Source organism: Allobaileyella intestinalis (assembly GCF_009695865.1).
GTDB classification, from domain to species: Bacteria; Bacillota; Clostridia; order Peptostreptococcales; family Anaerovoracaceae; genus Allobaileyella; species Allobaileyella intestinalis.
In genome coordinates this window covers 23,434-36,063 of record NZ_VUNB01000004.1, presented here as the reverse complement: position 1 = coordinate 36,063, position 12,630 = coordinate 23,434, and the positions used below count along the sequence as shown (strand labels likewise).

At 44.6% G+C, this 12,630-nt stretch carries 11 protein-coding genes and 1 riboswitch; of the genes, 1 reads left to right on the top strand and 10 read right to left on the bottom strand.

What is annotated here, in order from left to right; translation table 11 throughout:
• Window positions 1-6: 6 nt before the first annotated feature.
• The 6 genes from FYJ66_RS05175 to FYJ66_RS05150 form a co-directional block, all read right to left on the bottom strand.
• The gene (locus FYJ66_RS05175; protein ID WP_154572454.1) at window positions 7-1,281 is read right to left on the bottom strand and encodes a bifunctional folylpolyglutamate synthase/dihydrofolate synthase; all 1,275 of its coding nucleotides are present in this window, start codon (window positions 1,279-1,281) and stop codon (window positions 7-9) included.
• A gap of 47 nt (window positions 1,282-1,328) precedes the next feature.
• Complete coding sequence (locus tag FYJ66_RS05170; protein ID WP_206157003.1) at window positions 1,329-1,877, bottom strand: folate family ECF transporter S component; 549 nt, start codon at window positions 1,875-1,877, stop codon at window positions 1,329-1,331.
• Between the two features lie 97 nt (window positions 1,878-1,974).
• Window positions 1,975-2,072: riboswitch (THF riboswitch) on the bottom strand.
• Between the two features lie 74 nt (window positions 2,073-2,146).
• Window positions 2,147-3,700, bottom strand: a complete 1,554-nt coding sequence (locus tag FYJ66_RS05165) for a GGDEF domain-containing protein (RefSeq protein ID WP_154572452.1) — start codon at window positions 3,698-3,700, stop codon at window positions 2,147-2,149.
• A gap of 109 nt (window positions 3,701-3,809) precedes the next feature.
• On the bottom strand, window positions 3,810-4,727 hold the full coding sequence (locus FYJ66_RS05160; protein WP_154572451.1) for a cation diffusion facilitator family transporter: 918 nt from the start codon (window positions 4,725-4,727) through the stop codon (window positions 3,810-3,812).
• A gap of 20 nt (window positions 4,728-4,747) precedes the next feature.
• Entirely contained in the window at window positions 4,748-5,695 is a 948-nt protein-coding gene (locus FYJ66_RS05155; protein ID WP_154572450.1) for an AEC family transporter, read from the bottom strand.
• A 3-nt stretch (window positions 5,696-5,698) separates the two neighbouring features.
• Window positions 5,699-6,349, bottom strand: coding sequence for an HAD family hydrolase (locus FYJ66_RS05150; protein ID WP_206157002.1), 651 nt, complete (start codon window positions 6,347-6,349; stop codon window positions 5,699-5,701).
• Window positions 6,350-6,634: 285 nt separating this feature from the next.
• Here FYJ66_RS05150 and FYJ66_RS05145 point away from each other — a divergent pair, with 285 nt between their 5' ends.
• The gene (locus tag FYJ66_RS05145; RefSeq protein WP_465250538.1) at window positions 6,635-7,450 is read left to right on the top strand and encodes a beta/alpha barrel domain-containing protein; all 816 of its coding nucleotides are present in this window, start codon (window positions 6,635-6,637) and stop codon (window positions 7,448-7,450) included.
• Window positions 7,451-7,560: 110 nt separating this feature from the next.
• Here FYJ66_RS05145 and FYJ66_RS05140 read toward each other — a convergent pair whose 3' ends face one another.
• From FYJ66_RS05140 to FYJ66_RS05125, 4 genes are all read right to left on the bottom strand, one after another.
• Entirely contained in the window at window positions 7,561-9,372 is a 1,812-nt protein-coding gene (locus FYJ66_RS05140; protein ID WP_154572448.1) for a sensor domain-containing diguanylate cyclase, read from the bottom strand.
• A 160-nt stretch (window positions 9,373-9,532) separates the two neighbouring features.
• Complete coding sequence (locus FYJ66_RS05135; protein WP_154572447.1) at window positions 9,533-10,852, bottom strand: MATE family efflux transporter; 1,320 nt, start codon at window positions 10,850-10,852, stop codon at window positions 9,533-9,535.
• A gap of 15 nt (window positions 10,853-10,867) precedes the next feature.
• Window positions 10,868-11,650 carry an aspartate/glutamate racemase family protein gene (locus FYJ66_RS05130; protein WP_154572446.1) on the bottom strand — a complete coding sequence of 261 codons (783 nt, stop codon included), beginning with the start codon at window positions 11,648-11,650 and terminating at the stop codon, window positions 10,868-10,870.
• 129 nt (window positions 11,651-11,779) lie between these two features.
• Complete coding sequence (locus tag FYJ66_RS05125; protein WP_235897366.1) at window positions 11,780-12,562, bottom strand: TSUP family transporter; 783 nt, start codon at window positions 12,560-12,562, stop codon at window positions 11,780-11,782.
• Window positions 12,563-12,630: the final 68 nt, after the last annotated feature.

Genomic DNA, 12,630 nt, shown 5'->3' with positions numbered 1-12,630 from the left:
TTATCCCTATAAATGTTTTTTCAGAACTGTTCTCAAGTTCCCTATGTAATAAAGAGATCCAAAGGCAACTGTCTTGTAGTCCCTTTGACTCCACGCCTTTTCACCAGCTTCTTCTATGGAATCAAAAGCTTCCGCTTCCGCCCCAACGCTTTTCAGATACTCCCTCAGATCTTCTGAACGCAAGGCTCTTGGGCTGTCCGGCGTAACAGTATAATACTTCTCCCCCAGGGGCAAAGTCATCTCAATCATAGAGCTGTAGTCCTTATCTTTAAGAACCCCGGTAACAAACAGGAATCTCTCCCCGGGAAACATCTCCTTCAGACTTCTCACCAGGGCACTCACTCCGTCAGGATTGTGGGCACCGTCAATGAGAAAAACAGGATCTTTTCTCATTAATTCCAGCCTGCCAGGCCATTTTGCATTTTTCAGCCCTCTCAATATGGCTTCTTCCGTCAATCCTGGCCATCTGTCTCTCATCTGCTGAAGAGCGGTGTAGGCAAGAGCCGAATTTGCCAGCTGATAGGAACCTAATTTTCCTATTCGAATCTCTGCTCCACCGAAGCAGTAATCCTGACCTTCCAGATCCCTGGACAAAAGCTTTATGCTGCTAGTATCAGCAAGAACCAGCCTGCTGTTCTTCTCCCTGCATGTTTTCTCGATAACAGCCATCGCAGCCCCGTCCTGAGGACAGGTTACAGTAATGCCATTTTCTTTTATTATCCCCGCCTTCTCGAAGGCGATACTGGAAATACTATCTCCAAGAAACTCCATGTGGTCCATGGCAATTCCTGTAATTACAGATACTTCAGACTCCTTGATAATATTGGTTGCGTCCAGACGGCCGCCCATTCCAACTTCAAGGACCACTATGTCGCAATTGTTTCTTGCAAAATAGATGAACGCCACGGCAGTTACCATTTCGAAGACAGTAGGTTCTTTCATTCCATTGGCCAGCATAGACAGAGACGCCTCTTTAACCTTCTCCGTAATGTCCGCCAGGTCCTGATCTGGAATATCCTCACCGCAGATTCTGATTCTCTCGTTAAATCTTTCTATGTACGGAGAGGTATATAATCCAGTTTTGTATCCTGCTTCTCTCAGGGCCCTTTCTATAAACGAAGATGTAGAACCCTTGCCATTAGTACCTGTAATGTGAACGAATTTCAGCTGGTCCTGGGGATCTCCCAGTCTGTGCATCAGCTCAGTTACCGGACCCAGTCCAGGTCTGGTTTCCGAATACTTAGGTGCGTTCAGAAAGGCCAGCGCCTCTTCATATGTCATTGTTATCCCACTCCCTTACTAAACTATATCCTGTGTGAAACGGCGCCTTACCTTTGCTGAGGCATAACCCCGGCTCTTGAAAGGCCTCTGATAATCACATCTCCAAGGAAGGCATTAATAAATGCCAGGGCAACTGCAGTTACTACTCTGGCCGGAACACCTGCCAGCACAGATTCACCGTACATCTGGTACAGCCACAGTGTATTCATGAATATAGAGCATACTACTGCAACTATGAGCTCTGATAGAATAAGTCTCCTGATTGTGAGAGGCTTGTGGTATGTCATTGCACCTCTTATGAATCCTGCAACTACTGCAGTAAGAGTGAATCCAGGATAGAACCCTCCATTTGGATTGGCAATGTAATTCAGAACATCTGTTACGATTCCGGCACAGGGCGCCATTACTGGTCCGAATAAGTACCCTATCATGAGATTGGCAATTCCGGAAAAACCTATCTGGAACGATGGTGAAATCCTTATTGTGAAATAGCTGAGGGCCATTCCCATGGCGGCCAGCATTGCACAAAGGGTGATGGAACGGACTTTTTTCAGTTCGTCCCTGGATTCAAGAAATCTTTTTCTGAAATCAGTCATAAAAAAAACCTCCATTCCCCCGTGACTACAAATTTGTGGTTCCGGGAAATGGAGACAGGCGAAAGTCCTCATGTCTCCCGCCAGGTGCCAGTATATTTGCAGCGGGATGCGATCCATACACCGCAAGAAATTCTTTTCGCCCGGCAGCAACTCCCCGTCTGTCCGGTACTTAACGCGTATGGATCTACTCTTGTAATTACATAAAATAACCTGCCCAAACATTATAACTGTTCAAACTATGTGGTTCAACTATCAAATACAAAATTGCATTATTTTTCATCCAATCTGATGAAATTTGTAAATACCAGAGGAGTGCCGTCCCCCATGATCTGGTATCTGCCTCTGCATATCATTTTGTATTCACTTCCGCTGGAAAGCATGTGATATAAGGTTACATGCTCTTCAATGTTCTGCATGTTCCCCATAAGGTTTCTAATGGTTTCCACATCTTCCTCTGCCACATAATCCATTCTGCCGCTGTTCAGATAGCGGATAAGTGCAGATCTGTCCATCTGATAGTACTGGCACAAGCCGTTGGAAACAAGAATAGCAGTGGGTTTATTGTCTATTATCTGATAAACGGCGATTGCAAGAGCCGACTTCTCATAAACAGCTCTTTCTTCTTTTCTGAACAAATACGCTGCTCCAACGCCGTCATTGTCCCCAAGAGAGTCCTCACTGCCGGATACCAGTTTTCTGCCATTCTTTTTTCCCTCATAAAGGGCTGCATCTGCACCCTCGATCAGGCCCCGCACATCCGCAAAATTTTTTGCAAAACCGTGAGTGAACCCGAAGGTCATTGAAATACTCTCTGAGGTATCTTCGATCTGTATCTGTCCTATCTCTTGAATGACCTTTTTCATCTTATGGGTGAAATCTTCTGAGGGAGAATCGTAGATTAGGAGGAACTCGTCTCCACCGTAACGATAGCAGGTATCATGAAAGTTCTCCTTAAGAATCATTCCGCAGGCCTTTAAAACCTTGTCACCGCAGCTGTGGCCATATCTGTCATTAAAAGATTTGAAAGCGTCTACGTCTCCGAAGGCAATCCACAGCTCCTTATTGCAAAAGGAATCAAAATCTGCCCGGAGGCCGCTTCTGTTCCTGACCCCCGTAAGAGCATCCACCTGGTTGTCATTTCTAAGCTTGTTTTCTGTTTCGGTATTGATGAAAAATGACATAACAACAGTGGAGAGGGCCATTACAAGATTGGAAGTGCTGGAAGAAAAAACGGTGTTCACTGTTCCCGTGAAGACAAACAGTCCACAGAAAATGTTCATGCCGAGGCAGAGGCTGAACATGCTGTTCAGTTCCTTCCTGTATTTAATTATGACACATATAACCATTGCCACATAAATAATAGCGGCATCAACGATTATCCAGCGCAGTCTTCCTAAGCTGTAGACACCGTTTTTATCAACGAAGAATATTTCATTTCTGGTAGAAGGAATGGCCATGAGAACGAAAACGACTAAGGCCGGTATTGCGGCCATGAATCGTTCAGCTCTGGGCATCTGGTGATCTGGCCTGCAGAATATCACATAGAACCTGAAGAGCATGATATACACAAGAAGATGTGCAACGTGAGCTGAAAAATTTGTTATAAAAACGGTAGTTCTGTCCTGGTCCGTAACTATTCTCAGATAAAGAGCAATTATTTTGAGAACTGTGTACAGAAACATCATGGCTTCAAGATCAATCAAGGCATAGGAAAAACTGGCCTTATACTTCTTGAACCTGAGCTGCAGCACAAGAAGGAACGCTAATATCATGAAAACAGAGATATTAAATGTAACCCCGATAACGGGAATGTAAGCAGCCATTTCCCACCTCTAACTCAGCCGGCACACTATGTATAACATATAAAGAATATATATATGTTACAACGAACCAAGGGCACATTCCATGGAATTTATTCCAAAATAATCATTATTATTCGTAATGCCTGTGGTTATTAATTTTGTGGTAAGGGTTTACGTGAATCATGATGTGCTTGATATTGCTGTCATGGGCCTCAACCTGATTGTGAACCTTTTCAGCAATGGCATGGGCCTTGTCCAGTGACATGGATCCGTCCACAGCGATTTCAGCGTCTACATATATTCTGTTTCCGAAAATTCTGGTGTGAAGCAAGTCTATTCTTTTTACTCCATCCACCTTGCTGATGAGTTCGGACAGCTGGTCTTCATACTCCCTTCCGCAAGAAGTGTCAACCATGTTGTCCAGAGCACCTCTGATAATATCATAAGCTACTTTGAAAATGCAGAGACATATAAAAAGGCTGGCAATGGGATCCAGTACAGGAAATCCCAGTCTTGCTCCGCCAATTCCCACAAGAGATCCTATTGATGAAAGGGCGTCAGACCGGTGATGCCAGGCATCTGCCATGAAGGCCTCCGAATTCAGCAGTTTTGCACAATGTCTCGTGTAGTGGAACATTGCTTCCTTAGTCGCTATTGACACTATGGCGGCAATCAAAGCAATCATTCCGGGAACTGCCAGAGGCTGTCCGCTGATTATTTTCTTGATGGTTACAATGCCAATCTCAAAGCCTGTCATGAAAAGAATGAACCCCAGTATCAGGGATGCTGCACACTCTATTCTCTCATGACCGTAGGGATGCTCCTGATCAGCCTTTTTCTTCGACATGTTTACTCCCATGTATGCAATTACGGTTGCAAACACGTCAGACAGCGAGTGTACGGCATCAGATATCATCGCTCCGGAATGGCCCAGTATTCCTGCGACGAGTTTAAACACTGAAAGCATTATGTTCCCGGCAATTCCCATAACAGAAACCCGGTTAACTATCTTTCCCTCATTAATCTTTTGATCAGATTTATCATTCATATATATTTACCTCTTTCCCATCAGATTATTCCCATTGTTCTGAACAGGAACAGCCAGATTGTCAGCGTAAAGGAGCAAAGGACTGTTGAAAGCATAACCACTGCAGCAGTCAGGGTGCCCTGATGGCCCATTTCTCTTGCCATTACATATGAGCTTACTGTTGCAGGAGAACAGCACATAATCAGCGCCGCTGCCAGTTCGTCATTTCTAAATCCAAGGTGAACTGCCAGGGGAAGAAAAAGTATCCCCAGACCTGCAAGTTTGATGAATGTGGAAACTGCCGCTTCCTTAGCTATGCTCCTGGATGCAGTCATGGAAAAAGATGCTCCAAGTGCTATGAGCCCCATTGGAGTAGCCGTCTTGCCCACACTGTCAAGAGTGGTGTTCAGCACTCCTGGCATGGGCATAGCCAGAAGGGACCAGACCAGTCCCCCGATAATGGCAATGATCAGCGGGTTTTTAATTATTTCTTTAATTGTCCTGCCTATGAGCTTCTTATCCAGCACGCCCCTGTCAGGCTTGAAAAAAGAAAGCTCCGCAACTGCGGCAATATTGTAGAGAGGAACAGCTCCGATAATCATGAGGGGAACCATTCCGGGATTGCCGTAAAGATTCGTTACAAGAGCCGCCCCCAGCAGGGCCGCGCTGCTCCTGTAGGATGTCTGAATAAACTCGCCTCTCAGTTCTTTTCTTTTCAAGAGAAAAGCCCCTCCGGTTACCAGGAGAATGGATGCAGCTGACACCGCAAAGCAGAAGAGCACAAAAGAAGTATCCCAGGCAGTATAGAAATCCATGGCCCTCATGTCATTGAACAGAAGAACTGGAAGAGAAATTCTGAATACGAAAGAGTTCATCTTCCCGGTGAACTCCTTTGTCATAACGCCCTTCTGGCGCAGAAAGATGCCCAGAACCATCAGGAGAAAAACTGGTACAGTGGCGTTCAGGCAGAATACTAGGTCCTTTACCATTGCTTACCGGTTCTCCTGTTCTCTGTTTGTTCTGTTGAAAGCATCCAGAAGGCTCATCAGTTCACCGTGGGCCTGCTGGTAGTACTCAAAAGGAATAGTATTGAAACCCATGGCTGAGGCGGCCTCTATATTATTTTTATTATCGTCAAGAAAAACGCACTCCTCTGCCTTAAGATTGTATTTTTTCAGAAGAATATTGAATATTTCTCTTTCCGGCTTTATCCAGTTAACATCGCAGGAAAAAACGCCTCCATCCATATAAGGAATAAAGTCCAGAGCGTGACTGCTCCTGGTGCTCACATATTTTGAATAATTTGACAGATAAAGGACCTGAAACCCTTCATCCTTAAGTTCTTTAATCCATGGAATAGCATAATCAGTGCGCTCAGTACATTTTCCTACGTTCTCAAAGGCTTCTCTGATGGGAACGGCAATGTCCGGAGCTGCTGCAACGCATTGCTGCATAATTCTCTCTCCATCAAGAAGGCCTCTGTCAAGGCTGCTCCATCTGGGACTGTGAAAAGTTGCTTCTGTTACCTTTTCCACCAGCCTGTCCGGATCTTCGTACCTGCCATCATATAATTCATGAAGATAAGGGAACCACTCAAAGCCTATGAGAACTCTTCCAATATCGAAAACAACTGTCTTTATCATTATCATCCACCTTCTTGTGCAATTTTTACCTATGATTATATACCAGCCAACAGGCATTTCCTAAATAATCGAAAATAATACAATTACGGCTCAGACTGTGTTGAACAAATTTTTGTATTCTCACTGCCACTCCCTTGTTGAATATGTGTCGCAGTGTTAAAATTCCAATGTGTACAAAGCATATAAAATCAGGAAAGGAGAACGGGTGCCGACGGCGGGATAAACTGTCCCGGTTGTTCCTGAAACTGAGTACCAGCACAGGTTAGTATCGGCGCCGGAAAAACAATGGAAGAAAATAAATATACGATTGATGCTGCAGGCAATGTCAGTGATATCACAGATACACCTCAGGTAATCACCAATCCGGACGGAACCCCTGAAATACCTTCCACCCCGGTAACACAGGAAACAGTTATCCCTTCAATAAAATCCCGGCTTCGCCACAACATCCTTGAAATGCCTAAGGAAATCAGGAAGGCCAGCGGAATTATGATCTTCGGCCGCAGAATCAAGAGCCTTGTATTCACAACGGACCTGGCCATCATCAAGAATTGCGATGCAGATGCAATTTTTGCAGTATATCCTTTCACTCCGCAGCAGTCCATCAGCAATGCCATTATTACCGCTGCAAATGTGCCTGTTTTCACGGGAGTTGGCGGAGGTACCACAAAGGGTTTAAGAACAGTTTCACTTGCCAAAGACTGCGAAAGCCAGGGAGCAATGGGTGTCGTACTTAATGCGCCTATTACCAACGCCAACCTGAGAGCCGTATCAAGGGCCATTGATATTCCTGTGGTTATTACTGTTATAAACGAGAACACAAGCATTAAGGACAGACTGAGAAACGGTGCTACTATCATCAATGTTGCCGGTGGCAGAAAAACTCCAGAGATCATCCGGAAAATCAGAAAGGAATTCCCGGAAGTTCCCATTATCGCCACAGGTGGAAACAAGCCTGAAAGAATTCTGGAAACTATTGAAGCCGGTGCCAATGCAATAACATACACACCTCCTTCAATCCAGGATCTGTTCTCCGACATGATGGATGATTACAGGGCGAAGAGAGAAATGGAATATTCAAAAAAGAAATTCCGAAAATAGGTTTGTTTCGAAAAGCCGAACCCCTGCATCAGCCTCAGGCTGCTGCAGGGGTTTTACTATGTCCTTTTCAGTTTCTTATTCCATCAGCTCACTGCAGCTCATAGACCTGGCTACAGACTTACGAAATCCTTGTCATTATGTTCTATGGTATCCTTGTCCCTGATAAATGAGAAGAAAATGTTTCCGTAATGCTCGTCATAAACCAGCCGGCCTATGTCCTTTACATGCTTAACAATTCCATCTTTCGTAACTATTCTGTACTCCACATAGTCGTCAAAGTGTTCCTGACCGTCACTAGTCTGGTCTTCATTGTCATTAATCTGGGCCATGATCTGATCTGAAATTTCCTCATCCACTCGTTCATAATCATCTGGGTGGATCATGTTTTTAATTGAAAATTCAGTAAACTCAAGGAAGTCTGCATAGTCCTTGCAGTTGAACAGCCGCACAAGGTCCATGTTTGCAAACAGAATTTCTCCTTTTTCGTCAGCCTTGTAAACTATGAAGGCTCCAGGCATTCCCGCTGCAATACTCTTTGCACTGAATCCCAGCTGTTCTCTCTTAATATTGGACATTCTGGTTTCGTAATGCTCCGCACAGTGACGTCCGTTTATTTTTGCAGCATAAAGAGCTTCATCTGCCATTGACAGAAGGCCGCTTATGGTCTCGGTCTGCAGTGGATAGTCTGCATATCCGGCAGAAATCGTATACCATGCAGATTTATTGTCAGAAACCACAACCCTCTTATTCTTAATGGCACCTTCTACAAGCTCTCTGGACTTTTCAGGATCTGCGCCAGTAATCATCACGCAGAACTCGTCACCGCCCGTCCTGCCTATAATAGATTTTTCCGGAAAAGACCTTGTAAGGTGGGCGGCCATGTCGCAAAGGGCCATATCTCCCGTTTTGTGACCATAAAGGTCATTGACTATCTTAAAATTATCAAGGTCCAGAACCACCATGGTGACATTGTTTCCAGGATTGCTGTTCAGGAATTTCTCGCATTCTGTCATGAACCCTGTTCTGTTGAGAAGGCCCGTAAGACCGTCAGTATACGCCATTTTCTGCAGGGTCTTTCTCTGCTCATATACTCTCATCAACAAGAAAAGAAGGAACAAGGCAATAATTCCAATTATTATCCCGGTAACAACGGACCACAGGAACTTCCCGGAAGTCCATCCACCTGAAGGTTTTACGCTGAGTTTCCAGATACACTGGCCGGAGCTGAATTTATTGCTTACCATGTTTCTGGCATCGTCGCCATCTGCAAAAGAAGTTTCCACCGGTGTCAGCTTATTGGTGGCAGGAGTTATATTCGTCGAAAGCTTATAGTCATATCCGAAGGATCTGAGGGCGCTCAAGGCATGTTCGTAAGTATCTGGTGCCTTCAATCCAACCAGCACCATTCCCCAGTAGACCTTATTTCCTCCCTGGTCGGTAAAGTAAACCGGGTTCATTATTACCACAACTCTCCCGGTTTCTGGTGTTGAAACAGGTCCGTGAATCACCGTCTCATCTTTATTAATTCCATAGCTTACAGATTTCTTTATATTTTTATTGCTGAAAAGTGAATCCAGCCGATTGCCTCCTGCACCTTCAGGATAAGCCGCTTGTGAACCATCTGCCTTCACTACCTCTATCTGGCTCACATAATCTCTCATAAGAAGCTGTGCATCCGTTTGAAAGTCTCCAGATTCTCCTTTGTTTTTGATAATCTGGCTCTCAATTGCTTCAGAAATTGTGATTCCATAGCTGAAGTCTCTGTTAATCTCGTGGGAAGTAATGCTGATTATCCGTTCAGCTCTTTCCTTCTGCAGTGAAATATCCTGTTTGTATATATTAATGGAGTTAATAACTATCAAAATAATCATTATCACTGACGAAACAGCAACAATATTTCTCTGACCCCTGCCAGTATCCATCAAAATCAAATCCTTTAAATGCTATTAATTACATACAAATACTAAGTTGTTGTATTTATATGGTATTCCCATTTTGCACATAGTCAACAAAACGGTCACAAAAAACTCCATCGTCATGTGATAGTTTCCATGTTTGTTACCGAAAAAGTTCGATTTTTGTTCATCTCTTTTTACCGAACTCCTTATTTGCCACATAATAGCTGCCAATGACCGTCAAACCGTCTGCAATAGTCATTGCCAGCCATATTGCATTTCCTCCTATTGCGGTGGTTATCAGACAGCCGGCAAGGAGGAAAACAGTGCACCTCAATCCAGATAAAACGATGCCTGGAAGAGGTTTCTCAAGACCTGTCATGGTAATAGCTACGATTACCACAAAACCGTCAAGGAGGGCAAAAATCAGATAGAACCGCATCATTCTTGCAGTGTAATCCACCAGGGGCTGCGCATCTCCGCTGAGGAAGATTTCTGCATAGTTTCTTGCGAAAATGCATACCAGTATATACAGAATTACTTCCAGGGAAAGGCCTGCTACCAGCTGGTATTTCAGCAGTTTTTCAATGGACTTTCTGTCGCCCTTTCCATTCTGGTAGCTAACCAGAGGCTGAGCTCCCTGAGCAACTCCAACTGCCATGATGATCATTACCCCGGCCATGTACGCCATGGCAGAAAAGGAAACAAGTCCCTTCTCTCCCAGGTTATATCTAATAAAATGAACGAGAATAAAAGTGATTATTCCAGGGGAAATCTCCATTACTCCTGATGGAAGTCCTCTGTAGACCGAACCGGCCACCTCCCTCATGTTAAGGCTGAACCTGTGGAATTTAATAGTTCCCTTTGGTCCCAGGAAGTGAAAGAGATATGCCACTGTTACCATCAGCTGGGAAATACCTGTGGCGAAAGCTGCACCGAACACGCCCCAGTGGAAAATAAAAATCATCACATAATCCAGGACAAAATTTGCAATAACTCCTATGGTTACGATTTTAGTGGCTTTTGAAGGAAATCCGTCTGCTGCCAGAAGTATCTCGAAAATATACGAATAGATAAAGAATACAGAAAATGGCGCCAGGGTGCGCAGGTATTTCACTACGAAAACTTCCGTATGCACCGTTGCTCCCAGCAGGCCTGCAACAGGCACAGCAAAGACAAGGGTAACCACTGTAATGATCAGTGAAAGGACAGTGGCAACTGCAAAATTCATGGAAAACAGTCCTGAAGCCTTTTCAGACTGACCTTCTCCCTTCAGCCTGGAAACCTGTGTGGATGTACCAACGGCGGTGATAATTGAAATAGAAAAGAGCATGGTAACAAAGGGCGCTGCAATATTCACTCCTGCAAGAGCATTTGCACCCACCCCTCGTGCCACAAAAATAGCATCTACCATGGTATACAATGTAAATACCAGCTGGGATGCTATAGAAGGTACAATGTAATTAATGAATTTACGCTTTAGATTATTGTTTACGTCTTCAGTCATTTTATTTAAGTTTCATTATATGAACCCTCTGTACGGGGTCTGTGTTACGGCTGAATGCATCCATCTTATCAATGTAGTAAAATCGAATACAGGGACTCCTGCCTCTGCCTGAATAGCATAGGCATACGGTGGCATGTCGCTGCACTCCAGAAGAATAGCTCCCACATCGTCAGAAGCCATGATCTCTCTGGTTTTTTCCAGAAGCTCCTCTTTCACCTTACCGTTGTGGAATTCCCCCCTGCCTTCAAGGATGCAGGAAAATTCTTTTTCCTTCCCCAGACCTCTTACTACAAGCCGTTCCTGAAGCTGCGGGCTGATTCCGCAGCTTTCATAAAGCCTCGGTGTAATCGAAGTTTCGTCAGCTGTGAGAACGCCTATTTTCTGGGACGGTTTAAGCAAAGTCTCTATCCAAGGCAGCTGCACCAGGCTGGACAAAGCCACAGGAATATCAATCTCATCGGCAATCTGACGGTGGTAGTTTCCAAAGAAGCCGCAGGCTGAGCTGATTGCCCTTATTCCTTCTCTTTCCAAGGTTCTGCAGGCATCAAGGATTGCATCGTGGACCTGGTCACCGCAGTTAAACAGGTTTGGAATATCCAGGCCCTCCACTGCCTTCAGCCTTACAGGAAAATCAAAAGTATATCCGTTTACAATGTTGCCGGGCATCATCGGGTAGTATACATCATCTATATATATTATTCCAATTGGCCATCCTGCAATATTCTGACCTCTCTTCATGGAAACCGTAACCTGATCTGAATATTCATCCAGATATCCGTATCTTATATTACTTTTCATTTTACTTCTCTTTCTTCCCCGACTTCTTAAAAGCATCATGGAGGAACATTACTGCAGTGTACATTACCACAACGATAACCAGCCACATCAGAATGGTCAGTGGAAGGGATTTTACAAGAAAGTAAGCAATCAGAACTCCCGCAGAACCGAATATGGTATTGGCCAGAGTTGCAACCAGATCAATCTTGTTTTCCTGATGAACTTAGGAGCATTACCGTATGCCATAAGCAGTGAACAACCGCCCATCATGATCGGAAAAGCAGCCTGAACGTTCATTCCCAGGGTAGAAACAAGGGCGAACATAGGAGCATACGCACCTATTCCGATGTTCATGAGCATTCCCAGAACAAATGATACTACAACTGCGCCAACCAGCTTTGCCCCCGTAAGCCCCAGGGCATTACCGGTGATTCCAAAAGGTCCCCAGCCCATCTGACGGACAGCCATTATTATTCCAAGGGCAAACAGACCGAATCCCATTCCCATGCGGATCTTATGAGCATCCCACTTGATAACAATGCCGGCACCGATGTTGGCACCCAGCACCTGGGCGACTATCATTGTGATCAAAGTAATTGTATCTACCTGGACAAACCCTACGAACAGAAAAGCTTCCAGAAGTACAGGAATGCAGTCTCCGGCGTTGAGAGTACCAGGAATATTCACATCATCCACCGATCCCCTGATTTTATATGCACTGGAAGCAATGGCATAGGACCCGATTCCCAGTGTGTCGAAGAAGTTGGAAACCAGAGCAACAACAATATTATAATTCCTGTGCTTCTTCTGTTCTTCTATCTGCTTCCTTCCCTCTTCTGTGGAACGCTGCTTCCTCCAGGCAGAGAAAAGCATGAATCCGATGAATACCATGCCTGCAATAAAAAGAATCTTCATAATCGTGATAACATTCATATCTGACCTCCAGTCCTGAGTATAGTAGTATGCAATACACCCACGATCATCATTGAATATGATGATAT